Annotated in this window: 24 protein-coding genes; 16 read left to right on the forward strand and 8 right to left on the reverse strand. The window is 61.5% G+C overall.

All coding sequences use genetic code 11. From position 1 onward, the window contains the following. Nucleotides 1–37: 37 nt before the first annotated feature. The 5 genes from QN224_RS20410 (at nt 38) to QN224_RS20430 (ending at nt 4,441) form a co-directional block, all read left to right on the forward strand. Nucleotides 38–877: an IclR family transcriptional regulator gene (locus QN224_RS20410; protein ID WP_283978142.1), complete on the forward strand. Its 840-nt coding sequence runs from the start codon at nt 38–40 to the stop codon at nt 875–877. Nucleotides 878–879: 2 nt separating this feature from the next. Continuing rightward, the gene (locus QN224_RS20415) at nt 880–1,884 is read left to right on the forward strand and encodes an FAD-binding oxidoreductase (protein ID WP_283978143.1); all 1,005 of its coding nucleotides are present in this window, start codon (nt 880–882) and stop codon (nt 1,882–1,884) included. 37 nt (nt 1,885–1,921) lie between these two features. Beyond that, entirely contained in the window at nt 1,922–2,872 is a 951-nt protein-coding gene (locus QN224_RS20420) for a LysR family transcriptional regulator (protein WP_173513452.1), read from the forward strand. Between the two features lie 239 nt (nt 2,873–3,111). Further along, nucleotides 3,112–4,047, forward strand: coding sequence for an ABC transporter substrate-binding protein (locus tag QN224_RS20425; protein ID WP_283978144.1), 936 nt, complete (start codon nt 3,112–3,114; stop codon nt 4,045–4,047). 181 nt (nt 4,048–4,228) lie between these two features. Next, nucleotides 4,229–4,441 (forward strand): hypothetical protein, encoded by a 213-nt coding sequence (locus QN224_RS20430; RefSeq protein WP_283978145.1) that lies wholly within the window; start codon nt 4,229–4,231, stop codon nt 4,439–4,441. Between the two features lie 155 nt (nt 4,442–4,596). Here QN224_RS20430 and QN224_RS20435 read toward each other — a convergent pair whose 3' ends face one another. Beyond that, the gene (locus QN224_RS20435; RefSeq protein WP_173513455.1) at nt 4,597–5,193 is read right to left on the reverse strand and encodes a HupE/UreJ family protein; all 597 of its coding nucleotides are present in this window, start codon (nt 5,191–5,193) and stop codon (nt 4,597–4,599) included. Between the two features lie 165 nt (nt 5,194–5,358). On the opposite strand from QN224_RS20435, the gene QN224_RS20440 reads away from it, so the two are divergent. Next, nucleotides 5,359–6,294 carry a LysR family transcriptional regulator gene (locus tag QN224_RS20440; RefSeq protein WP_283978146.1) on the forward strand — a complete coding sequence of 312 codons (936 nt, stop codon included), beginning with the start codon at nt 5,359–5,361 and terminating at the stop codon, nt 6,292–6,294. 24 nt (nt 6,295–6,318) lie between these two features. Here the strand turns inward: QN224_RS20440 and QN224_RS20445 are convergent, their stop codons facing one another. The 3 genes from QN224_RS20445 to QN224_RS20455 all read right to left on the reverse strand — a co-directional run bounded on the left by QN224_RS20445 (nt 6,319) and on the right by QN224_RS20455 (nt 9,233). Then, complete coding sequence (locus QN224_RS20445; protein ID WP_283978147.1) at nt 6,319–7,185, reverse strand: alpha/beta hydrolase; 867 nt, start codon at nt 7,183–7,185, stop codon at nt 6,319–6,321. 231 nt (nt 7,186–7,416) lie between these two features. After that, entirely contained in the window at nt 7,417–8,094 is a 678-nt protein-coding gene (locus tag QN224_RS20450) for an RraA family protein (protein WP_283978148.1), read from the reverse strand. Nucleotides 8,095–8,123: 29 nt separating this feature from the next. After that, on the reverse strand, nt 8,124–9,233 hold the full coding sequence (locus tag QN224_RS20455) for a zinc-binding dehydrogenase (protein ID WP_269275321.1): 1,110 nt from the start codon (nt 9,231–9,233) through the stop codon (nt 8,124–8,126). A 161-nt stretch (nt 9,234–9,394) separates the two neighbouring features. Between QN224_RS20455 and QN224_RS20460 the strand changes: the two genes are divergently transcribed. After that, nucleotides 9,395–9,688: a hypothetical protein gene (locus QN224_RS20460; protein WP_173513460.1), complete on the forward strand. Its 294-nt coding sequence runs from the start codon at nt 9,395–9,397 to the stop codon at nt 9,686–9,688. Nucleotides 9,689–9,751: 63 nt separating this feature from the next. Here the strand turns inward: QN224_RS20460 and QN224_RS20465 are convergent, their stop codons facing one another. The 4 genes from QN224_RS20465 to QN224_RS20480 form a co-directional block, all read right to left on the reverse strand. Continuing rightward, complete coding sequence (locus tag QN224_RS20465; RefSeq protein ID WP_283978149.1) at nt 9,752–10,792, reverse strand: amidohydrolase family protein; 1,041 nt, start codon at nt 10,790–10,792, stop codon at nt 9,752–9,754. A 55-nt stretch (nt 10,793–10,847) separates the two neighbouring features. Then, complete coding sequence (locus QN224_RS20470; protein ID WP_283978150.1) at nt 10,848–11,714, reverse strand: phosphate ABC transporter substrate-binding protein; 867 nt, start codon at nt 11,712–11,714, stop codon at nt 10,848–10,850. A 218-nt stretch (nt 11,715–11,932) separates the two neighbouring features. Continuing rightward, nucleotides 11,933–12,472 (reverse strand): chromate transporter, encoded by a 540-nt coding sequence (locus tag QN224_RS20475; protein WP_173513463.1) that lies wholly within the window; start codon nt 12,470–12,472, stop codon nt 11,933–11,935. After that, nucleotides 12,465–13,052, reverse strand: coding sequence for a chromate transporter (locus QN224_RS20480; RefSeq protein ID WP_283978151.1), 588 nt, complete (start codon nt 13,050–13,052; stop codon nt 12,465–12,467). The genes QN224_RS20475 and QN224_RS20480 overlap by 8 nt, the downstream gene beginning before the upstream one ends. A gap of 598 nt (nt 13,053–13,650) precedes the next feature. Between QN224_RS20480 and QN224_RS20485 the strand changes: the two genes are divergently transcribed. From QN224_RS20485 to gpmI, 9 genes are all read left to right on the forward strand, one after another. Further along, nucleotides 13,651–15,162 (forward strand): tripartite tricarboxylate transporter permease, encoded by a 1,512-nt coding sequence (locus tag QN224_RS20485; protein WP_173513465.1) that lies wholly within the window; start codon nt 13,651–13,653, stop codon nt 15,160–15,162. Continuing rightward, on the forward strand, nt 15,159–15,686 hold the full coding sequence (locus tag QN224_RS20490) for a tripartite tricarboxylate transporter TctB family protein (protein WP_283978152.1): 528 nt from the start codon (nt 15,159–15,161) through the stop codon (nt 15,684–15,686). Before QN224_RS20485 ends, QN224_RS20490 begins: the two co-directional genes overlap by 4 nt. Nucleotides 15,687–15,891: 205 nt before the next feature. After that, nucleotides 15,892–16,896, forward strand: coding sequence for a tripartite tricarboxylate transporter substrate binding protein (locus tag QN224_RS20495; protein ID WP_283978153.1), 1,005 nt, complete (start codon nt 15,892–15,894; stop codon nt 16,894–16,896). A 155-nt stretch (nt 16,897–17,051) separates the two neighbouring features. Beyond that, nucleotides 17,052–18,059, forward strand: coding sequence for a tripartite tricarboxylate transporter substrate binding protein (locus QN224_RS20500; protein WP_283978154.1), 1,008 nt, complete (start codon nt 17,052–17,054; stop codon nt 18,057–18,059). A 219-nt stretch (nt 18,060–18,278) separates the two neighbouring features. Beyond that, complete coding sequence (locus tag QN224_RS20505; protein ID WP_283978155.1) at nt 18,279–19,139, forward strand: NAD(P)-dependent oxidoreductase; 861 nt, start codon at nt 18,279–18,281, stop codon at nt 19,137–19,139. Between the two features lie 136 nt (nt 19,140–19,275). After that, nucleotides 19,276–20,502, forward strand: coding sequence for a hypothetical protein (locus QN224_RS20510; RefSeq protein ID WP_283978156.1), 1,227 nt, complete (start codon nt 19,276–19,278; stop codon nt 20,500–20,502). A 160-nt stretch (nt 20,503–20,662) separates the two neighbouring features. Then, entirely contained in the window at nt 20,663–22,168 is a 1,506-nt protein-coding gene (locus tag QN224_RS20515; RefSeq protein WP_283978157.1) for an ethanolamine ammonia-lyase reactivating factor EutA, read from the forward strand. Nucleotides 22,169–22,205: 37 nt separating this feature from the next. Further along, nucleotides 22,206–23,168, forward strand: a complete 963-nt coding sequence (locus tag QN224_RS20520) for a LysR family transcriptional regulator (RefSeq protein ID WP_173513470.1) — start codon at nt 22,206–22,208, stop codon at nt 23,166–23,168. Between the two features lie 29 nt (nt 23,169–23,197). Beyond that, a complete protein-coding gene (gpmI, locus tag QN224_RS20525) occupies nt 23,198–24,724 on the forward strand; it encodes a 2,3-bisphosphoglycerate-independent phosphoglycerate mutase (RefSeq protein WP_283978158.1) in 1,527 nt (508 codons plus the stop codon). Nucleotides 24,725–24,802: the final 78 nt, after the last annotated feature.

The following is a 24,802-nucleotide window of genomic DNA, read 5'->3' on the forward strand; positions in this document are numbered from 1 at the left end:
GAGCCGTAACTCTCGCGACGAAACGGACAATCACGCCATGAACGCACCCACCAAACCACCCGCGCGCGGAGGAAAAGGTCCCGCCGGCAAGCGCAACCGCCTCTCGTCAGTAACGACGGCGATCCGTCTCCTGAAGGCTTTCTCGGAGGACGAGGCCGAGATCGGCGTCAGTGCGCTGGCGCAAAGGCTGAAGGTCGCAAAGAGCACGGTCCATCGTTTGGCGGTGACGCTCGTAACCGAAGGGTTGCTCGAGCAGAATCCGCAAACGGAACGCTATCGACTTGGCGTCGGCCTTTTCGCCCTCGGCACGCTTGTCCGCCGGCGCATGGATCTCTCCAACGAGGCGAGACCCTATCTGTTCGACCTGCGCAAGCTGACAGGCGAAACGATCATTCTGGGCATCCCCTCCGACGGCGAGGTGATGCACGTCTATGACCTGGAGAGCCCGCAGGCCCTGGCGATGAAGTCCGATCTCGGCGCGCGCAAGCCCGCCCATTGCAGTGCCGTCGGGCGTGCGATCTTCGCCTTCGCCCCGGAACCGGCGATTGAGCGGATGCTTGCCGGGCCGCTGCAGCGGCGAACGGCGAAGACGATTACCGATCCGGTACGCCTGAGGGAGATGCTGGCCGAGGTTCGGGAGCGCGGTTACGCCATCGAGGACGAGGAAAGCGAACCCGGAATCCGCGGCATTGCCGCTCCGGTGCGCGATTCGACTGGCGCTGTCGTCGGCGCGGTCGGTATCGCAGGCCCATTGCAGCGGCTGTCTCTCGAGGTGCTTGAAGGCTTTTCGCCGGCGCTTCTGGAAGCGGTCGCGGCTATTTCATCCCGCCTCGGTTACACGGCGGCTTTTCGAGAGAGATACGATCTAGGGAGTTGAACATGCCGGCAATTGCACTCAAGGGAAGCGACGTCGAATGGAATTGTGCCGATGGCGACACGATCATGCGCTCGGCGCTGCGCGCAGGCCTCGGCTTTCCCTATGAATGCAATGTCGGTTCCTGCGGCAATTGCCGTTTCGATCTTCTCGAGGGTGAGATCGAGGAACTGCGCCCCGATGCGCCAGGTCTCAGCGACCGCGATCGGGAGCGCGGCCGGCGTCTCGGTTGCCAGGCCCGGCCGCTGACGGACTGCGTCGTAAAGCTCCGGCTGATGCCGCAATATGAAAGTCGCTTCCCGCCGGTTCGGCAGGAGGCGGAATTGACTGAAGTGCGCGACATCACGCACGACATCCGCGAGTTTCGTTTCCGGCTGGATAAGCCGGCCCGCTTTCTCCCCGGCCAATATGCCCTACTGGATCTTCCGGGGGTCGAGGGCAGCCGTGCCTATTCCATGGCCAATACGGAGAACGAGGCGGGCGAGTGGCACTTCCAGATCCGCCGCGTTCCGAACGGCGCGGCGACGGGCAAGCTGTTCGACGGTCTCGCCATCGGCGAGCGCATCGGCATCGATGGTCCCTACGGCATGGCCTATCTGCGGACCGAGTCGGACCGCGACATCGTCTGTCTTGCCGGCGGTTCCGGTCTTTCGCCGATGATATCGGTTACCCGCGCCGCGGCCGTGTCGCCGCTCCTTGCCGGGCGTCGGCTCGACTTCGTCTATGGCGGGCGAACGGCGCACGATATCTGCGGCAGGGACATGCTGGCCGAACTTCCCGGCTTCGGCTCGAATATCCACTATCATCCGGTCGTCTCGGGCGCGGACGACGATGATTGGGACGGTCATCGCGGCTTCGTGCACGAGCTTGCGGCAAAGCTTTTCTCCGATCGCCTTCCCGAATGCGAGGTCTATTTTGCTGGTCCTCCGCTGATGGGGCAGGCGATCCAAAAGATGCTGATTGACCTCGGCGTGCCGCCCGCCCAGGTTCATTTCGACCAGTTCTATTGACCGGTGAAAGGCTCGCATCAGAATGCTTGGACATGCAATGAAGCTCCGCCAGCTTGCCTATTTCGTCAAAGTCGTCGAGGTGGGCAACATCACCCGGGCAGCCGAGCAGCTCAACCTCGCGCAGACCGCGCTTGGTATCCAGATTCGCAATCTCGAGGACGCTCTGCAGATCCAGTTGCTCGATCGCCACTCGCGCGGCGTCAGCGCAACGCCCGCGGGCATGCTGCTTTACGAGCGCGCCATCGAAATTCTGCAACGGCTCGAGGAAACGCGCCGGGACCTGATCGCACTTGGCGGTGAGCGGCTGCGCATCAGGTTCGGTGCGACGCCGAGCATTCTAAAGCTGATCGGGACTGAACTGCTCGTTGCCGCCAACGCGCAGCTGCCCGGCATCGCGCTCCATGTCGTGGAGGAACTGAGCTTCGTGCTTGCCGACGCGCTTGAGCGCGGCGAGCTCGATTATGTGCTTGCTTACGATATCGAGGAGAACGCGGGTATCCGGCGCGTCGCGCTGATGGAGGAGGATCTCCTCCATGTGTCGGCGCCGAACGGCGGGGAACAGGGTAGCGATATTTCCTTCCGGCAGGCGGTCGCCGGTGATCTCGCCCTGGTTTCGAACCGCGACATCATCTGGCGGCGGGTGCACGAGACGGCTTCGCGTCTCTCCGTCGACGTCAAGATCACCTACCAGGTCCAATCCAACGAGGCGATCAAGGCGCTCGTTCTGCATGGCGTGGCGCAAAGCATCATGCCTTACGGGATCGTCGCGGAGGAGATCAAGACGGGCCAGATCATCGGGCGGCGCGTGGACCGGCCCGCTGTCAAGCGGACGCTGTTTCTCGCTCACCCGGCGCATCGAGGGGTGGCTGACGAAAAGCCTTTCCTCGCGTTCATCGACAAGATGGTCGACCGCCTGGTGGCTGAGGTCGGGCCTTACGCGCACCCGATCGATCGGCTGGTTCCCGCCGAGCAAGCGTATTCTCTTTGAGCAAGCCAATAGGTTTTATCTTGGACATTTGACGGCGCGCATTCGATGATCGGCGCAAATTGGATGTGAAAAGGGCGGGAAACGGTGGAGGAGCCGTCCGGGATTTTCGCTTGTAAGTCGCGGGCTTGCGCTCGGCCAACCCAAGCTTTCCTGTCCCCGGTATTGCTAGGGAGACTATTCTGACTTCGTCGCTTCGTTTGTCGTTCGGTTGCTGGAACTACGACCGGACACGTCCCCTCATGGACAGAACGGTCGCGCCCGATGGGATCGACCTCGTCTATCTCAACATGCCGGTGGAAGAGACTTTCTTTCGCATGCTGCGGCATCGTGAATTCGACATCGCCGAGATGTCGCTTTCGTCCTACGTCATGTCCTGCTTTGCCGAGACACGTCCTTTCGTGGCGATCCCGGTCTTTCCGTCCCGTTATTTCAGACATTCGTCGATCTACGTGAATGCCGCGGCCGGCATTCGGGAGCCGAAGGACCTGATCGGCAAACGCGTCGGAACGCCCGAGTATCAGATGACCGCCCCGGTTTGGATACGCGGCATCCTTTCCGACGAGTACGGCGTCAAGGTCGATGACGTCACCTATTATGCCGGCGGTGAGGAGCAGCCGAACCGGCCGGAAAAGCTGCCGCTCGATCTGCCAAGTCACATCCGCGTCAACCGTATCGGCCCGACGCAGACGCTATCGGCCATGCTGCGCGACGGCGAGATCGACGCGCTCTACACAGCGCGAAAGCCTTCTTCCTACGAGGGACCGGCCGGCCGTGTCCGGCGTCTGTTCGAGAACTTCGTCGAGATCGAGCGGAGCTATTTCAAGCGAACCAGCATCTTTCCGATCATGCACACGATCGTCATTCGGCGGGAGGTCTATGAGGCGCATCGCTGGATCGCACAATCGCTCTACAAGGCCTTTGCCGAAGCGCAGGCGCGCGTCTACCGCGAACTCGAAGAGACGGCGGCATTGAAGGTCATGTTGCCCTGGTTGAACGCGCACGTCGAGGAAGCGCGTCGACTGATGGGCGACGATTACTGGAGCTACGGCTTCAAGCAGAATCGCGAGACACTCGAGACATTCCTCCGCTACTCCTACGAGCAGGGACTGTCGAAGAGAAAGCTTTGCGCGGAGGAAATCTTCGCGCCGGAGACGATGGAGAGCTTCGTGATCTAAGGCCGAATCGACGCTTATTTGGCAGAGCGGATCCTATTGGATTAATTCAACCCGAATAAGCCGTTAGCGGAGTTTCTGAGAGGCACCCCCTGCCATGCGATCGTTGCATGGCAGGGCTGTTTGCGTTGGTCTTTTTGTTGTTGCACTGCGGTATTATATCCAACCAGTATGCAACGGAGAGATGATTGAAATGACGACGCTCGCAGCACGCCGTCCGGCTAACGCAGAATGGGTTCGCAGCATGTTCGGCGGGTTCATGGAGGGCATGAGCCTGGTCAGTGCCGCGCACGAGTGCGCAATGGCGACCAGAGAGCGACGCCGCCCGTCAGCCGCTGCCCTGCAGACACTCGGCATCGACGAGGTCGCCTTTGGTCGCACCCTCAGGCGCCGCTAACGCGATCAGCAGCGAAGAGCGCGGGGCCGCACGGTTGGAAGTGACTTCCTGCGACGGCCGCATTGTTTCTAAGACAGCGTGAACGGGCCGCTCGTTGGAGCCGCCCGTTTTTTGTTTCTTGCGTGGATAGCTTCCCTGCCTCGCAGGAACCGTGCTTACAGAACGCCGGTCATGATGCCCAGGCCGGCGAGTGCCATGGCACCTCCGCCGAGTTGCGTTGCGACATGGGACTTGGCGCCAAAGCGTCCAAGGGCAAGGCCCAGTCCGATGCCGACGAGATGCAGCAATGCCGTTGCAGCCATGAAGCCGAACGCATACTGAACGCCCGATGCATCCATCGGCATCTCGGCGCCGTGGGCGTAGCCGTGGAAGACAGCGAAGAGGCTGACGACACCCATTGCCGCGGCAGTCGACGGGCTCCAGCGAAGCGCGACTGCCAGGCCGAGCACGATCACCGATGCCGCGATGCCGGTCTCGACAAACGGCACGGCAATGCCCTCGGTCCCCAGAGTACCGCCCGCGGCCATCATCAGCACGAAGCTCGCCGGAACGAGCCAGAGGGCGCGTCCACCGAGAATGGAGGCGAATGTGCCGACGGCGACCATGGCGAGGAGATGGTCCAGGCCGCCGACCGGGTGCATGAAGCCGTGCGCCAGGCCGCCTGCCTGGCCGACGCCGGTATGGGCATGGGCGATGGCCGGGAGGGTTGCAGCGGCCAATGCCAGCAGACCACTTTTGATTGCTGCTCTCATCTTTCAGTTCCCTTGATGTTGCGAACGATTCTGCAGATGCCAACCGCTCGGTACCTGTGCGGATCTCATTGGGGGCGAACCTGCTACGTTGAAAATCAACCATCTCAGCACGAAAGTAAATTTTAATCTCTTTACGTGCGCATTAAGTTTTTTTATGCTTCACGAATGAAAAATATCACGTTTCGGCAGTTGAAGTCGATACGCGCGATCGAGGCACACGGTAAGGTCGTCGGCGCCGCGAAAGCACTCGGCTTAACCGCGCCGGCGGTTACCTTGCAGTTGAAACAGATCGAGGCGGAAGCCGGCGTCCAGCTCTTCGAGCGCATGGCCCACGGGATGTTTCCGACGGAAGCCGGACACGCGGTCCTTGCTGCTGCGCGCGATATCGAGGAGCGCCTTTCGCTGCTGGAAGCGGAGCTCGACGCGTTCAAGGGCGTGAAGCGCGGGCATATCGCAGTTGGAGCGGTTTCCACGGTCAAGTACTTCGCAAAACCGATGGTCGCGGCCTTTTCGAGTGCATATCCCGACATCGACCTCGAGCTTTTTGTCGACCGCCGCGCCGAAACGGTGGAGCGTTTGAAGAACAGAACGATCGACATCGCGCTGCTTGGGCGCCCGCCGCGGGAATTCTCGGTGCGCGCGGCGATATTCGGAGAGCATTCGCTGGTCGTCGTCAGCGCGCCCAATCATCCGCTTGCCGGGCGGCAGGGCATTTCCAAGGCGGAAATCGCGCGCGAGCATTTTTTCCTTCGCAGCCCCGACTCCGGGACGCGCATCTTCTTCGATCGTTTCATGAGCGAGATTCCAGGAAGGGTCGATGGCCCCAATACGGAAATGGAATCGATCGAGGACATCAAGCGCGCGGTGATGGCTGATACCAGCGTCGCCTTTCTCGCCGCCCACAGCGTCGCCGCGGAGGTCCAGGCCGGCGAACTGACGATCCTTGATGTCGTCGGCCTGCCGATCCGCCGGCAATGGTTTGCCGTCAGCCGGACAGATCGCGCGATGACCCCGGTCATTGCCGCCTTCGAGGACTTCCTCGCGACCCAGGGGAAGGAATTTCTGCCTGATCTCGTGGCCGCGGAGGATGCGGCCCCCTGATCTTCGGGAGCCGCTTTGTGCTTATCAGCCGTTACGCGACGCTTCTGCCTGGCGGAGGAATTCGATCACGCGCGCGTTGGTGGCGGCGGAAGTTTGCTCCAAGACAGGGACGTCCCAATACTGCGATCCGGGGATGCATTCCTGGAGGTATCGCGCGGCCGATGTCGCGTGAGAGGCGTCGGCCCCGGGAATGATCAGCGTCGGGATGTTCAGGCGCAACAGGTCCTCCGGTTCGGCGCCGGGCGAGGTATCCCTGTCGAGCAACGTTCTTGGCATACCCGCGAGGATCGCCTTGTAATGATCGACATTCTGCCGGACATAGCGCTCCGCGAACTCCGGATCGCGCCTGAGAACCGAAACCCATGGGCCCCCGCGAGGATCGGCACCGAAAGCCTTGTTGCTCTCCTTCGCCAATGCGACGACCGCCTCCAGGTTATTCTGATGGACGAAGGCCAGGTGCTCGGCGAAGCGCTGGTGGCCCGCGATGCGGTAACGTGCGCCGCCGACCGGCCAGAAGAGCACCATACCGAGCACGGATTCGGGAAGCTCGGCCGCAAAGGCGGCGACGACGCTACAGCCCATGCAGCCGCCCATCAGATAGGCCTTGTCGATGCCGAGATGGTCGAGAAGGCCCTTGCCCTGCCTGACGTAATCCGACCAGGTGACCCGCTCGACGCGGCCGCCGGACTGGCCAGTCTCGCGCCGGTCGAAGGTGATGCAGGTAAAGTGCTCAGGCAATTGTTCGAGGAACTGGATCTCGGCATAGATGCCCTGCGTTCGCCATTTCTCGATGGTCGCATCAAAGCCGCCGGGCGAGTACATGAGCAGCGGTGGTCCCGAACCAAGGACCTCGTAGCGCGTCGCGATGCCGTCGATCGTTGTCAGTGCCATATTTAATCCTCCTCGAAACGGCGCATCATTCTTTACAAAGCCGAATATGCGCGCCACCGGACAGTGACTTGGAAGGCACCGTGACGCGTCGGAGCGAGCGGCTCCGGAACGTGTCGCGCCCGGCAGGGCGCACCAGATCACTGATTTGGATCGGATCGACCTAAATCGGTGATCGATTCTGACAGGTCAGAGCGGGATGCGGCGGGAAAACCGCTCACACTATCCCCCGCTCTAGACCCCGCCACAGCCGAGCTTCTTCAGGCTTTCGTCCACCCAGAGCTTCGGGTCGAGCTTGCCGGCGAGCGTGTTGGTTAGCGTTTTCGCCTCGGCCTCGTTTTTGGCTTTCGCCTTGGCGTAGACGTCCTCGACCTGGTCGAACGGTACGCAGACGAGGCCGTCTTCATCGCCGAGCATGAGATCGCCCGGCTCGATGATCATTCCGCCAAGGGAAATTGGAACGTTGATCTCGCCCGGGCCGTCCTTGTAAGGGCCGCGGTGGGTGATGCCGGCGGCGAAGACCGGGAAGGTATTGGTCTTGATCCAGCCATAGTCTCTGACGGCGCCATTGATCACGACGCCGGTGACGCCGATCGCCCTTGCATGGGAGAGCATGAGTTCGCCGACGAGAGCGTTGGTGAGATCCCCGCCGGCGTCGACCACGATGACGTCGCCCGGGCCGGTCATCAGCAGCGCCTTGTGGATCATCAGATTGTCGCCGGGCCGTGTCTTCACCGTGAAGGCCGCGCCAGCAAGCACGCCGGAGGCATGGAGCGGCCTGAGGGCTGCCCCGCCCGCCGTCATGCGGGACATGACGTCGCTGACGTTCGCGACCGGCAGCTCACGAAATTTTTCGATCATCGCCGTGCCGACGCGCTGCCGCCGCTCGAGCACCCTGAATCCAAGTGTCATCTGCCTGTTCCTCCCTTGATCGCTACGGCTCACATCCACGGCATCAATGATGCATGGATGACGTCCGGTACGCCCTGGCCACCGACCGACTTGATCGCCAGGTCTGCGTCCTTCAGGCCGAAGCGGTGCGTGGTGATCTTTTCGAGCGGAAAGCGGTTCGATGCGATCTGATCGAGCGCCAGCTCGCAGGCGAGATAGCTGTGACCGCGCGCACTCTTGATGGTGATCGCCTTCGTCGTCACCTTCTCGAGCGGGAAATTCGGGAACTCCTTCATCTCGCCCTGGACGAGGATGGTGCCTGCTTTTCGCTTCAGCGCCTCGACGCCGAGCAGGATCGGAATCGTGCCGGCGCCAGCCGTGCAGTCGAGAGAGATGTCGACACCCCTGCCGCCGGTAATCTCCATGATGCGTGCAAGCGGATCCTCCTGCTGCACGTCGATGACGTAGTCGGCGCCAAGTGTCTTCGCGACCTCGAGGCGGGCCGCGTCCTTGGAGGTTCCGGTGACAATGATCAGCGATGCGCCCGCCTGCTTGCAGACAACCGTTTGCGACAGGCCCTGCTGGCCCGGCCCCTGGATAAGTACTGTGGAGTTATAGCCGACGCCGGCATCGAAGAGCGACCATTCAACCCCATTCGCCATCGGCGTGACGAGGCCCGCGAGCTCCGGCGTTACGCCCTTCGGCACGCGGTGGACGACGGCGTTCCAGGGGAGATAGACATATTGCGCGAAACCGCCCCAAAGGTGCGGCGCGCGTTCGGCCGAGGTGTAGCCGTAACGAATGCCATCAGGATTGTTGCGCCAGTCGGTGTTCTCGCAATGGCGATATTGTCCCTGATGACACCATTGGCACTTACCGCACATGACATAGTGCTCGACGAAGACGAGGTCGCCTTCCTTGAAGCCCTTGCGACGTGTGAATTCGCGGCCCGCTTTGGCGATGTAACCGATGTTCTCGTGCCCCATGATCGTCGGCGCGTTCGTCGGCGGGCTCTTGAAGAGCTTGACGTCCGTGCCGCAGATGCCGGCGACCTCCATCTTGAGGAGGGCTGCATCCTCCGGAACGTCCGGCATCGGGAATTCGCGGATTTCCATCTTGCTCGGACCGGTGCGGACCGCCGCGAGGACCTGTTCTGGCATGTTCACTTTCCTTTCGAATGCTGCGTGGCCGTTCGCATGCGCGGCATGCGAATACGATCAGGCCTGTTTTTCCGGATTCGTTTTTGACAGGAGCGGCCACGCCGCCCTATGTAACGGGAGACCGCTTCCGGCTCAGGTGCCGGCGCGACTGGATCAAAATCATGCTCAAGACCGCCGCTTCGAAACCCGAACATCTCGCCGCCGTCCGCCAGGTGAAGGCCTGGACGCGCGAGCGTTTCGCGCTTGCCGACGATGTCGCGATCATGGTGTCGGAAATCGCTTGCGGCCTGCCGGGTTGCCCGCCGCTCGAAACGGTTGTCGCCTTCTGGACGGCACCCGACCGGCGTCACCAGTTCAAGGTATTCAAGCGCGCCGTCGAGGTTCGGGAGGACGATCTGCCGCCGTCCTGGATGAAGAACGCAATCATCTCGGACGACGACGCGTCCTGCTGCTGAAGCGGCCCAGCGGGGGGGCGGCGGGCAGCGGTGGATGATGGGTGAAACGCCTCCCATGGCGCGTCACGCTGTCCGCGCCGGCCGCCCGCGCTTTGCGAGCTGGGCATCGAGTCTCGGATAGACGCGGCGGGCGTTGCCTTCGAAAATCTTGTAGCGGCTTTCCTTGTCGAGCGTTTGAAGCTGATCGATGTAGCGCTTCGTGTCGTCGTAGTGGTGCCCCGTTTCCGGATCGATGCCCTTGACGGCTCCGAGCATTTCCGAGGCGAAGAGGATATTGTCCACCGGGATGACCTTGGCCATCAGTTCGATGCCCGGATAGTGATAGACGCAGGTGTCGAAGAAGACGTTGTTCAGCAGGTGCTCCGAGAGCAACGGCTTCTTCATCTCCTGAGCAAGCCCGCGATAGCGCCCCCAATGGAATGGCACCGCGCCGCCGCCGTGCGGGATGACGAATTTCAACGTCGGGAAGTCCCGGAAGAGATCGCCCTGAATCAATTGCATGAAGGCGGTGGTGTCGCCGTTGATGTAGTGAGCGCCGGTATGGTGAAAGCACGGATTGCACGAAGACGTCACGTGGATCATCGCCGGCACCTCGAGCTCGCAGAGCTTCTCATAGAGCGGGTACCACTGCCGGTCCGTGAGCGGCGGATCGGTCCAGTAGCCGCCTGATGGATCGGGATTGAGATTGACGCCGACGAAGCCCAATTCGTTGACGATGCGCTCAAGCTCGGGAATGCAGTTCTTCGGCGGTGTGCCGGGATGCTGCGGCAATTGTCCGACCGCGGCGAAATTGTCGGGCAGCAGGCTGCAGATTCGATAGATCAGGTCGTTCGACATCGCCGACCACTGCATGCTGATGGCTTCGGTTCCGACGTGATGAGCCATGCCGGCGGCTCGCGGCGAAAAGATCGTCAGATCGCTTCCGCGTTCCTTCTGGAATTTGAGCTGCGGTTCGACCGATTTCAGCAGCATCTCGTCGGTGATGCCGAGGTCCGACGACAGTGGCCGTCGCATCGGATCTGCGAGACCGGCGAGCTGCTTGTCTCGGAACTGGTGGAGCGCCTGTGGCTCCGTCGTGTAGTGTCCGTGAATGTCGATGATCATTGCGGCATCCTTGTGCTGCAGCGGGCGAGCGCGGCCTCGTCCGCTTCTTCGAGCCTCAAATTGAATGGAATAGTTCGTCCACGTCGTAGACGCGCGGTGTGATCTGCTGCTCGGCCGAATAGGCAAAGGCGAGCTGCAGCGATCGGCGGTTTTCTTCCAGCCCGTAAGGCGGAGGCGGTGCCGCTCCGTCGGCCTCCGCTACACGCCGCGCCTCGTCGAACAACTCCATCAGCTCGCCGGCGAGCCACGGGTGCTCTTGCATAAGAGACGTCTTGACCGTCAGCACGTGGTTGATCGGAACGATGCCGGTCGCGGCAATCCAGTCTTTCGCGGCCCTCTCGGCATCGGGGATGACGCTGCGGATCCCCACCGGATCCACCTCGCGCTCACCCATGATCGCGGACAGCTCGCCTGTGAGCATCAGTGGCCGCAGGGCCATCTCCGATTGATTGCGCACCGCGATGGCCGGGTCGTCGTATTCGCTGAGATGCGCATCCTCCATGGTGACCCAGGTGATGCCGTTGAGGTCGACGCCGTACTCATGCTGAAGGACGCCCCGGACCCAGACGCCGGACGTCTGCGCATAGGCGCGCACGCCGACCTTCGTGTTTTCCAGGTCACGCGGTCCATCGATCTTCGATTCGACGGGACAGACGAGGTTGGTATGCGGCAACCGGCTCCAGAGCGGTACGGCGAGGCCGGTGATCGGCTTTCCATAGTGGTGCGCGAGCAGATGGGTGACGATCGCCATTTCCGAAAGATCGAGTTCTCCGCCGCGCACCATCGTACGGAACGCCTTTGGCAGCGGATCGAATTCCTGGAACTCGAGCGTTACACGGCTCGATCGGACCCTGCCGTCCTTCAGGGGCTTTACGTGATCGTGTTTCCCGACCGCGGTCCGTAAAACCAATGGTTCGGCCATCTGCGTGTACCCTCCCTTCAGGTGTTCCTTTATGCGGAACGATGTTCTGATTTAAGTATCATACCGTGAATCACCTTGCGGTCAATCGCGGCAGGACGATTTTTATCTTTCGTCAGGTTCCAAGGGTGACGTCGGGCAGCAATGGCGACGGCCGAGGTCCTCGGCCGCAGTCGGGTGCGCCCGCGAGACTTGAACACGCATGGAAATCGCGTGAGGTTTCAGGCCATTCCGGCGAGGCTCAGCAGAAAATAGCCGACACCGACCACGGCAAGGAGGGGATAGGCCCCGGTTTTCGTCGTCAACAGGACGGCACCCGCGCCGAGGGACGTTGCCAGTTCGAGCGGCGTGAAGCTGGCCGACTGCGCGACGGTGAAGACGCCGGCGAAAATCAGGCCGACGGCGACGGGGGCGAGGCCCTTTTCCGCCGCCATCGCCCAGGCAGAGCGGCGATGGCGTTGCCAATAGCTGCCCAAAATGCAGAGCAGGACGGACGAGGGAATGAATATCGCGAGCGTTGCGAGGATCGCTCCCCAAAGGCCGCTGACCTCCCATCCGATCAGCGCTACGATCAAGGTGCCCGGCCCGGGAGCCGCGCGCGAAATAGCGTAGAGATCGGTGAACTGCGGACCGCTCAGGAGTTGCAGAACATCGACAGTCTGATGCTGGAGGCTCGCCACGATCGTCTGGCCGCCGCCGAAGGAAACCAGCGACAGAGGGATACAGAGCAGAATCAGACCGAGCAGCTTGTCGTCAACCACGCGATTTCTCCCGTTCGATCCAGAATGTTGCGGCAACGCTGACGGGAATGGTGGCCGCAACGACGGCGACAAGCGACCAATGCAGGACGCCAACCATCAGGAAGACGGACAGCGCCATTAGGATGGGCAACGCATGCGCCTTGAGCCGGCGGGCGGTTTTGATTCCCATCGTCAATGAAGAGGCGATGCCAACGCAGGCAAGTCCCCGCAGCACTGCCTGTGCCTCCGGGTGGGACCTGAGTTGCTGGTAAGTGACGCTCATCACCAGGATCACCGCGAAGGCGGGCAACACCATGCCGAAGAGGGCGATGCAGGCGCCGGCTATCCCGCGCAGTTTAAGACCGATATATACGGCGAGGTTGACCGGATTGGCGCCCGGCATGATCTGGGCGACCGTCAGCGTCTTCAGGAATTCCTCGTCGGTCAACCAGGCGCGGCGTTCGACGATCTCACGATGGGTCCAGCCAGCCATGCCGCCTCCGAAGGAGGAGGCGCCGAGCCGCAGAAAGGAAGCGAGCAGGGCAAGAGAGGTCACGGTCTGCTCCTTCTCCATGCCGATGTCGCCGACAGGTTTGTCCATTGGTGCTCCGAAGCCGCAATCTCCCGCTCGGCAGTCGGAAGAGCGGGGAGAGCAAATGATAGAGGTGCGATTGGCGCGACACGCTTGCCCTGCGCTTGCGTGAGACCGTCGGATGCTAGTGGCGCAAACTCCGGAAAGTCCATGCTATTTCGCCTTAGCGTCGCTTTAAGAAAAATTTATCGACGCTATCCGTCCACGTGACGCATGTCTGGCGAGAGGGCCAGTTGAGGCCGGTCTTGCCTGACCAAGTCACAACCAGAAAGGTGGCGGAGATAGCAGTTCAATGAAGATTACTATGTTCTAAAGAACAGAAATAAAAGGAATATCAAGTGGATAAACGTGGGGTTGCAGGTCGCGGCAACAGCGTCCTCGATCATGGTGCCGATTTCTGTCCGCGCAAAAACTGTTGGACTAAGCATAATTTTTTGCTTTGGACAAAGGTCACAGCGATGGCACTAATGAAAACCACGCGACAGGCAGGGGCCAGCACCAATGCTGGTAATCGCCCTGTCTGCAGGGGGAGTTCGCAAGTGATTGCCCGATGGAGCCGCGATTTGATCGGCGGGAACTCCATTCCACGGGAGGATTGGAACCAGAAATGATCGAGACTATGTTCGGGGCGCTCTTCAATCTTGTGAGCACCCCCCACACCATGGGTCTCATGCTGATCGCAGTCGTCTTCGGACTGCTCGTCGGCGTGACGCCCGGCATCGGAGGCAAGCTCTCCATCGCCATGGCGATTCCGTTCGTCTATGGCATGGACATGGTGGCAGGCGCCGTTTTCCTGCTGACCATGCACGCCGTCAACGGCACCAGCGGCCAGATATCGAGCATCATGTTCGGCATCCCCGGCGATGGGGATGATGCGGCAACTACGCTTGACGGTTATCCACTCGCCAAGCAGGGCCAGGCGGCGCGTGCGCTCGGCGCCAGCATTACCGCCTCCGGTGTCGGCGGCATCATCGGCGCCGTCGTATTCGCCGTGATGATCCCTGTGCTGGAGCCGGTCATCCTGATGTTCAGCCCGGCCGAGTTCTTCCTGATTGCTCTTCTCGGCATCAGTTTCATCGCTTTTCTCGCGAGCGGGAGCAAGATCGTCAAAGGCCTGATTGTTGGCTTCTACGGCCTCATGCTTTCGACGATCGGCATGGATCCGATCACCGGCACGCCGCGCTATGCAGGGGACATGCTTTTTCTGTGGGACGGCGTTAGCTTGGTGACCGCCGTGCTTGCGATGTTCGCCGTGCCGGAAATGCTGGCGCTTGCCACCAAGGGCGGTGCGATCTCGGCTGCACCGATGGACAAGGCCTTCTCGTACCGGCAGATGTTTTCCGGTGTCATGGAAGTTCCGCGCCACTGGTGGCTCGTGGTCCGCACCTCGGTTATCGGCTCGGTCATCGGCATGATCCCCGGCCTTGGCGGCTCGACCGCGGCATGGCTCTGCTATGGCCACGCGGTGCAAAGCTCGAAGACGCCAGAGCGGTTCGGCAAGGGTGCGATCGAAGGCGTCATCGCACCGGAAACAGCCAGCAACGGCAAGGAAGGCGGCTCTCTGCTTCCGACCCTCTTCTTCGGCATCCCCGGCAGCTCGGGCATGGCCGTGCTGCTCGGCGCCTTCCTCATCCTCGGCATCCAGCCGGGCGCGATGATGGTTACGAAGCATCTTGATCTTGTCTGGACGCTGATCTGGGCACTGGTCGTGGGCAACCTCATTGCCGTCGCCATGCTGCTCGTCGTCTGTCGCTGGATCGCGGTTCTGACCTTCGTCAACGGCCGCATGCTGGCGCCCTTCATCCTCGTCTTCGTGACGATCGGCTGTTTCGTCAGCGATGTGCAGTGGCAGAATCTCGTGGTCCTCGTGCTGTTCAGTGCGATCGGCTACGGCTTCCAGCGGGCCGGCTGGCCGCGCTCGCCATTCGTCATCGGTCTCGTTCTCGGCGGCCAGGCGGAAGCCTCGCTGCACCAAGCGCTGCAGTTGTGGGGTTACTCCTTCTTCCTGCGCCCGATGTCGCTTGTCCTCATCGGCATGATCGTCGCGCTGATGATCTACGCCTTCTATCGCAACTTCCGGTCCGGCAATGGCCAGCCCAGCGTGGAGGTCAACACGTGAAGCACCTTTCCTTCAGCACATGGCTCACCATCGTCATGCTCGCCTTCTTCATCGTCATGGTGGGCCTCTCGATGGAGTTTCCAGCCAAGGCGCGCTTCATGCCGCTGATCGTCGGTCTGCCGGCCATTGCGCTCTGCCTCGTCCAGCTTGGCATCGACTTGATGCCGTCGTCGAAGAGCGCATTCCACAGTGCGCCGCGCGCGGGTGTGGCACATCAGGCCGGTCCGGATCCGGAACTGCCGGAATTCGGGCCGCACACGGTCTCGCAGGAGATCCTGATGTGGACCTATTTCGTCGCCTTTGTCGCGGCAATCCTGGCCTTCGGTTTCTACGCGAGCGTGCCAGTGCTGCTGGTAACGTTCCTCCGTCGGGAGGCCGAGGCGTCGTGGCGGTTCGCGTTGGCGTTGGCGGCAGCTGCCACGCTGGTGCTCTACCTGATGTTCGGTGCGCTACTGCACATCCAGCTCCACCCCGGTTTCGTGACACCCTGGTTGGTGCAGGCAATCGGGATAGGGGCAGCCTGACCCAGGTCCGCGAGGAGGCGGTTTGAGACGATGCGGGCGCCCTTCGGGGCGCGCGCCCAAACGAAACAGCAAACACATGGCATGGATGGTTTCACGTTGGCGGCGCCACCGTGAGCGGGACTGGTTTGCCGCTCGCAGACGCTGTCGGGAAACGGGGGCCTCCGAAATCGGGCGGCTTATGCCCGGAAGGTAACGGGAGGAAACAATGGGAATGCTAACACTTCGCATAGCGGCATCAGGCGCGGCCGTCCTGGCGGCTTTCTGGCCGGGGCTTGCCTCGGCCGAGGACGGGGTCGACTTCTTCAACGGCAAGACCGTCAACTACATCGTCGCGACGGCGCCGGGCGGCGTCTATGACACCAACGGCCGCCTCGTCGCGCAGTACATGCAGAAATATCTGCCGGGCTCGACCTTCGTCGTGCAGAACATGCCGGGCGCCGGCCATCTGCTGGGCACGAACTACATCTATGCCTCCGAACCGGACGGTCTTACCTTCGGCACCTTCAATACCGGTCTGCTCTACGGTCAGCTCAGCGGCGACCCGAACATCAAGTTCGATCTGACGAAAATGTCATGGATCGGGAAAGTCGCATCCGACCCACGGATTATTCTTGTCACCAAGGAATCGGGGATCGAAAGCTACGAACAGCTGAAAGCCCTGAAGGAGCCGGTCAAATTCGCGACTGCGGGGAAGGGAAGCGCCTCGATGATCGAGGCGACGATGTTCGTCAAGGCGCTCAAGCTGCCGATCCAGGTGGTTTCGGGCTATAACGGCAACGAGGATCAGCTCGCAATGATGCGGGGCGAGGTCCAGGGCGTGATCGGGTCTCGGTCGGAATTCCAGCAGTTCGTCGATGAGGGCAAAGGCCGCTTCATCGCGCAGGTCGGCGGCACGGAAACGGACGTGCCGCAACTCTCCTCGATGGTCGATGACGCGACGGCAAAGCAGGTTGTCGCCCTGATCGAATCGCAGAGCGGGATTTCGCGCCTTTCCGCCGGCCCCGCCGGAATTCCGGAAGATCGCCTCAAGGCTCTCCGTGATGCCTATGCTGCTGCGACATCCGATCCGGAATTCATCGAGAAGGCGCGTGCACTCGGTCTTCCGGTCGATCCCGAGGTCGGCGACGAGGTCGGGACGCGAGTCGAGAAGGCCTTGGACCAGGCGCCGGAGGTCATCAACGTGCTGAAAGAGGCGCTGAGCGAAGGCTGATGCGCCTAGATCTCGATGACTTTGGGTCGAATCGACCCAAAGTCATGAACGTGATCGATTCTAATAAGTTAGAGCGGGATGCGGGCGGAAAACCGCGCACACTTTTCCTCATCCCGCTCTGGCGAAATTTCAAGCTTCAACTGGGAGGAAAATCAATGAAATGGCAATCAATTCGCATGGCTGCTTGCGCCACTGCGGCTCTGCTCACGATCTCGTCGGGTTGCGCTTGGGCGCAGGAGGGCGCGGAGTTCTTCAACGGCAAGACGGTAAACTATATCGTCGCGACCGGACCGGGCGGAGGCTACGACACCAATGGCCGTCTCGTGGCGCAGTTCATGCAGAAATATCTGCCGGGTTCGACCTTCGTCGTCCAGAACATGCCCGGCGCAGGCCACCTCATCGGAGCGAACTATATTTATGCTTCCGAGCCGGATGGCCTGACGTTCGGTACCTTCAACACCGGCCTCATCTATGGGCAGCTCGGCGGTGACCCCGGTATCAAGTTCGACCTGGCGGACATGTCCTGGATCGGAAAAGTCGCCTCCGACCCGCGCGTCATCGTCGTGAGCAAGGAGTCCGGCATCGAGAGCTACGAGCAGCTCAAGGCTCTGAAGGAGCCGATCCGGTTTGCTTCCGCCGGTGTCGGTAGCGCCTCCACGATCGAGACCACGATGCTGGTCAACGCGCTCGACCTGCCGATCCAGATTGTTTCCGGCTACAACGGCAGCGACGACCAACTCGCCTTGCGCCGGGGCGAAGTGCAGGGGATCATCGCCTCGCGCTCCTCCTTCCAGCAGTTCGTGGATGAAGGCAATGGCCGCTTCATCGCCCAGATCGGCGGCTCGGAGACGGACGTGCCGCAGCTCTCGTCGCTGGTCGACGACGAAGAAGCCAAGAAGGTCGTTGCGCTGGTAGCCTCGCAGAGCAACATTTCGCGGCTTACGGCAGGTCCGGCCGGCATCCCGGAAGACCGGCTGAAGGCGCTGCGCGATGCCTACAAAGCAGCCACGTCCGATCCGGAATTCCTGGCGAAGGCACAGTCTCTCAGTCTGCCGGTGGATCCGAAGGTAGGTGAAGAAGTCGCGACAACGGTCAAGGCGGCCCTGGATCAGACGCCGGAAATCGTCGAGTTCCTGAAACAGACCCTTCTGTCGCGTAACTGAGCCTTGCGGCGTTACGGGCGGCGGTCATGCCGCCGCCCGTTGGATTGGCCTGCCACCACCCACGCGGCCGTCATCGCCGGCACGACGGGCCGGCGCCAATTCCTTAAATCGGAGCCGATTTAAGGAGAAATACACAACTAATCAAAGCGTTACACATGTTTTTGCACGTCTGAAAAGACGCGCGGCGCCGTAGCGCGGCAAGCAGATCCTGAGGTGGAAATGAAAATCGGTGTCGTTGGAACGGGAGAAATGGGCCTCGCGATGGCCGGTCACATGCTGGAAAAGGGCTTTGAGGTTTCGGCCTTCGACGTCAGCGACGAGCGACTGGCGGCGGCCGAGGCACGCGGCATCGCATCGAAGCGAAGCCTCGATGAACTGGCTCGTTCGGCTGATGTCTTTGTTCTCGTCGTTGCAACCGATCAACAGGTTATCGATGTTTGCGAGGAGCTTGCAGTCAAGGCAGCCGACGATGCGCTCATCGTCGTCGCAGCGACGATCAGCCCGGAGACGATGCGTGACCTTGGTCCGCATCTGAAGGCAAAAGGCAAGCGTCTCGTCGATGCGCCGGTCGTCTACGGCGCTGCCGGAGCGCGGTCAGGCACGCTGCTTTCGCTCTGCGGCGGGACGGAGGAGGACGTCGAGCGCGTTCGCCCGGCGCTGATGAGCTACAGCCGCGATGTCGTGCATGTCGGACCGCTCGGGGCGGGGCAGATTGCGAAATCCTGCAACAACCTGCTGCACTGGATTCATTGCGTCGCCAATTTCGAAACCCTCCTGATCGCCAAGCGTTACGGCATCGACGCGCAGCGCATGCGCGAGATTCTGCTGGCCTGTCCCGGCACGAATGGCACGCTGGCGCGCTGGGATTCGACGCGTTTTACATGGCAGGAGAAGGACATGGACGTCACCCTCGAGCTCGCGCAGAAGGCCGGGCTGATGCTGCCGCTCGCCGGTCAGGTGGATCAGATTATCAAGACATTGAAGGCGGACGACGTGAAAGCCCTGCTCTACGGACCCGAGGCGACGTATCTTGGGCGAACCGTGAGACCGCTCGCCCCCTCGGAAGGCGGTCTCGCCTGACCGGTTTCGGCCTTTGGTGTCACCGGCGAGCGCAGTATCGGGAAAACGTCTTTTCCGAAAACACACTACCGACGCCGGTTCAAAAAACTCATAGTTCGCGCCGAATGCGGAACGAAGCCAAGTGAAAGTGAACCAGATGGCCAGTACTATTGATACAAAGCCGCTCAGTGGTGAACCGGTTGCGGTTCCTGATCCCGGCAGCACCAAGTTCCTCGTCGATCCCTATAAGGATTGGTCCAAGGGCGAGGGCATCCCGATCCATTTCGATCTCGGGCACGATCTGCTTGCGCTCGAAACCGGACCATGGGATCGCTACGACGCGCGCGGCTGCTTCGCGCACACCCATGGCATGGGCGACTTCATGGCGAACTACGTCATCGAGGTTCTGCCAGGCCGCAAGACACGCCCGGTCAAGCACCTCTATGAAGCGTTCTTCTATGTCCTGTCTGGCTATGGCTCGACGACCGTCTGGCTTCCGAACGGCGAAGTCCGCACCTTCGAATGGGGGCCGAAGGCGCTCTTCGCCATCCCGTTGAACTGCCTCTACCAGTTCAACAACGGTTCGGGTGTCGATACCGTGCGCCTCTCCTGCACGAACAACGCGCCGCTGACCATCAACCTTTACCACAATCTCGATTTCGTCTTCGACAACGACTTCGCTTTCAAGGACCGCATCGGCCAGACCAAGCATTTCGAAGGCGAGGGCGCGCTTTATTCCTATGGCCTGGAATCGGCGCGCAAGGTGCAGAACATCTGGGAAACCAATTTCGTCCACGACCTGACGAGCTTCAAGCTCTATGAATTCGAGGGACGCGGCAAGGGTTCACTCAACGTCAATTTCGTGCTGGCGGACGGAACGATGCATTCCCACGTTTCGCAGATGCCGGTCGGCCGCTACAAGAAGGCGCATCGCCACGCCGCAGGAACGCACGTCCATGCCGTCGACGGCGAGGGATACTCGCTGATGTGGTACGAGGGAGACTCCGAATTCAAGGAGATCCCTTGGCGCCACGGCTTCATGTATACGCCACCGTTCTGGATGTATCACCAGCATTTCAACACCTGCGACCAGCCGGCGCGCTATGTCGCCTGCAGCCTCGGCAGCCGGCGCTATCCGTTCATCTCGTTGCGCCGCAAGAGTGCGGAAGGGGGCGGAGCGACTTCGGTCAAGGACGGCGGACGGCAGATCGAATACGAGGATCAGGATCCGCGCGTGCATCGCAAGTTCCTCGAGGAACTGCAGAAGACCGGCGTTCCGTCGGCCATGGGCGACATCTTCGATGAAGCGGCTATCATGGCTCTGCCGAAGGAAAGCCTGACGGGCGTCATCCAGACGCCGATCCTGGCCGGTCCCGCGACGTAACGCACGGCGCGGATCAGGGCGGCCGGGTGGGCCCGGCATCACTGCATGATTTCTTGAATCGGGCCGATTGAGAACAAAATCATGCAGCAATTCAAAGTGCTACAGCGATCTTTTGCGCCTCTTGAAGAGGCGCGGCGCTGTGGGGAAGGAGGAGTTGCGGGTGCACGATCTCGATTTCGACCACGAGCATGACGATCTGTCCGACAGCGAACGTCAGCAGATCGCGGATTGGCTGTGGAAGCAGGAAACTGTCGATCTGTTGACGGTCGGCATCGATATCGGCAGTTCCACGTCTCACCTGCTGTTTGCAAACGTCGTCCTGCGGCGGGAGACGGACGATCTTTCCAGCCGGTTCGTCGTCGTCGATCGGCGGGTGCTCTGGCGCTCGCCGATCCTCCTGACGCCGTTTCTGCCGGACGGGACGATCGACGCGCACGAATTGCGGCATTTCTTCCAGCACTGCTATCATGACGCCGGCTACAAGCGCAGCCACATAGACACCGGCGCCGTCATTCTGACGGGCGAGGCGATCAAGCGAAAGAACGCGCGGGCGATCGACGAAATCTTCGCAAATGAATCGGGCCGTTTCGTCTGTGCGACCGCCGGCCACAAGCTCGAATGCATGCTCGCAGCCCATGGTTCGGGCGCGACGGCGCTCTCGAAGAAAAGGGATGCCTGCGGCCTGCATGTCGATATCGGTGGCGGCACGACTAAGCTAGCCCTGATTGACAAGGGAGAAATTGTCAGCGTCGCGGCGTTTGCGGTAGGAGGGCGGCTGCTCGCTCAGGACAACCAAGGTGCATGGTCCCGTGTCGATGATTCCGCTCGGATCGTTGCCGAGGAACTTGGGCTCGGCACCGACCCCGGTACGATCGCTGACGCCGGGAACCGTCGCGCCATTGCGAAGCGCCTCGCGGCAATCGCCGTAGATGAAATCCTCGGGGGGCCGCTTGATGCACTCGGCCATCGCCTCCTGCTGACCGAGCCTCTCGAGCGGCCGGTTCAGCCTGCCTACATCACCTTTTCCGGTGGCGTCTCCGAGTACATTTTCGACTACGAGCCGAACGACCATGGCGATATAGCACGGGATCTCGCCAACGAGATCGTGGCGCAGCTCAAGCCGCGCATCGAGATACCGATCGTCGATGCCGGGCAACGCATCCGCGCGACCGTCATCGGCGCCTCGCAATTCACCGTCCAGGTAAGCGGCAAGACGCTCTACATGAACGGCGCCGACGCGTTGCCGAAGCACAACATCCCAGTGGTCCATCTCGGAAAGACGCTTGCCGAAGACATCGATCCGGAGGAAATCGCCGCCGCATTTCGTGAGAGTGCCGACAGGCAGGATCACGATGTTAACGCGATGACGGCGCTTGCTTTCTCCTGGACAGGGTCGCCGGACTACCAGCGCCTGCTCGCCGTGGCCAAGGCGATCAAGATGGTTGCCGCGCCAGAGGGCGAGCGCAAGGAGTTGCTGGTGCTGATGATCGATGGCGACGTCGGCCAGACGATCGGCCGCATCCTCGACCGGGAGCTCGGTATCCAATCTCACCTGATCTCCATTGACGGCGTGCGGCTCAAGGATCTGGATTTCGTCGATCTCGGCGAGTTTCTCAACCCGCCGGGGGTCATTCCCGTTGTTATCAAGTCGCTGCTCTTTTCTTGAATTGTCCCCGGCGCAGAGTTGTGCCAAGACGCCGGAGATGATCAAGTCTTCCGACATGCCGAGATCGAGTTTTGACGGGCTCGATCTCAACGACATCGTGATCTTCACGCGCGTGGTGCAGCATGGCAGCTTCACGACCGCCGCAAAGATCTTTGGGAAGTCGCCGTCCTATATGAGCAAGCACGTCTCCCAACTCGAGGAGGCGTTGAAGCTGACCCTGCTCAACCGCTCGACGCATGCCGTCTTTCTCACCGATGCGGGTAGCGTCTTCTTCGATCATTGCACGCGGATCCTCGCCGAGATCGACGCCGCGAAAGCGGATGCGAGCGGGCTCAGCAGCGAACTGATAGGCACCCTGCGGGTTCACAGCACCCCCGGCGTCGGTCAGGCGCTTGTCGCTCCGGCAATCGTCGATTTCAACGCGCGATATCCGTCGATCAAGGTCGAGCTCACCGTCAGCGCCTACTCGGTGAACCTGATGGAACGCGGCGTGGATGTCGTTATCGGCAGCCGCGATTTCGATGACGACGAGTCCTTTCACACCGGTCTCTTCGAACGCAAGCTCGGACCGGCGCCCTACGTCATTTGCGCCGCGCCATCCTATTTCGCCGAGCGGCCGAGACCGATGAAGCCCGCCGACCTTCGAGAGCACAACTGCCTCATCCATACGACGCAGAAGCCCGACCCGCGGACCTGGAGTGCGCGCTTTGACGACGACGAGATCACGGTCCAGGTGGACGGCACGTTCCACTCGAATTTCGAGAGCGCGATCCTGCTTGCGGCCCTCCAGGGCGCTGGCATTGCGCGTCTTCCGCATTACAGCGTTGTCGACGAAATCCGTGCCGGGAGGCTGCTTTCCGTCTTTGATGGCGAGATCGTCTCGCATCGTGTGATCAAGGCGTTCTATCCGCGCAGCCGTTTCGTGCCGAAGAAGCTTCGGGCTTTCCTGGCGATACTGGAAGCCCGGCTCAAGGATGCAATGCGGCCTGGCGCCGAATGAAGCCGGGACTGGAGCGATAGGAGGTTGCCTTGGACGAGAAGAGACCGACAGTCCTGATGATCATGGACGGATGGGGCTGGCGGGAAGAGACGGAGGGCAATGCCGTCCTGCTTGCGAAGACACCTAACTTCGATCGTCTGTGGTCGACGTGTCCGCACGCGTTCCTGACGACGCATGGCCCAGCGGTCGGCTTGCCCGAGGGGCAGATGGGCAATTCCGAAGTGGGGCATCTGAATATCGGGGCGGGGCGTATCGTCATGCAGGAGCTTCCGCGCATCGACGCCGCGATCGCCGACGGCACTTTGCGCGATCTGCTTGCTGAGAGCCGGCTGCCTGACACGCTCAAGCGGACGGGGGGCGTGTGCCATATCCTCGGGCTCGTTTCTCCGGGGGGCGTGCACTCGCACATGGACCATGTCGCGGCGGTCGCCCGGGAGCTTGCGAGCCTTGGCGTGCGGCCGATCGTTCACGCGTTCACCGACGGCCGCGATACGCAACCGGGGCAGGCGGCCCCGTATCTTCGCCAACTCACTGAGAAGCTTCCGGACGGTGCTCCTGTCGCCACCGTCAGCGGCCGTTTCTTCGCGATGGACAGGGACAGCCGCTGGGATCGGGTCAGGCTCGCCTACGAGGCGATCGCCTTGGGCAAAGGGGGGCGTTTCACTAGGGCGGAGGAAGCAATCGACGCCGCGGCCACGCAGGGCAAGACGGATGAATTCATTCCGCCGAGTGTCATCGGCGACTATGCAGGTATTCGGGACGGCGACGCGATCCTCTGTGCAAACTTCCGGTCGGATCGTGTACGCGAGATCCTGGCGGCCCTGACGCTTCCTGACTTTGATGGCTTCGAGCGTGGGCGGAGGCCGCAACTGTCGATCGCCATTGGAATGGTCTCCTATGGATCGGAGCTCGACCCATATATGCGTACTTTGTTTCCACCTCAGCGTCTCGATGACGGATTGAGCGAGACGGTCGCAAAGGCAGGGAAGACGCAAGTCCATCTCGCAGAAACCGAAAAATACCCGCATGTGACGTATTTTCTGAACGGCGGGCGCGAGGCCGCATACGAACACGAGGATCGCATCCTCGTACCTTCGCCAAAGGTGGCCACCTACGACTTGCAACCCGCCATGTCGGCTCCGGAATTGACGACGAAGGTCGCTGCGGCGATCGAGAGCGGGCACTACGACCTGGTGGTCGTCAACTTCGCCAATCCGGACATGGTTGGTCACACCGGCAAGCTGGAGGCGGCCATTGTTGCGGTGGAGACCGTTGATGCGGCGCTCGGCGAAATCGACGCTGCCGTCGCCCGCGCGGGCGGGTCGATGCTGGTGATCGCCGACCACGGCAACTGCGAGATGATGATCGATCCCGAGAACGGAGCGCCGCACACGGCTCACACCGTAAGTCCCGTGCCGGTCATGCTGTCGGGCTCATCGCGCGACATCCGCCTGCGCGATGGTATTCTCGCCGATGTCGCGCCCACTATTCTGGCCCTCATGGGGATCCGGCAGCCGGAGGCGATGACGGGCCATGTACTTTTCGCGGATCAATGATCTCGCCTGCGGAAAAGACGTGGCGGCGCGGCCGGCCAAGCGAACTTCGCGCCGGTGCATCGGCCAGTTTGCGTTGAG

The sequence above is a fragment of the Sinorhizobium sp. 7-81 genome (assembly GCF_030124405.1).
GTDB lineage: Bacteria > Pseudomonadota > Alphaproteobacteria > Rhizobiales > Rhizobiaceae > Sinorhizobium > Sinorhizobium psoraleae.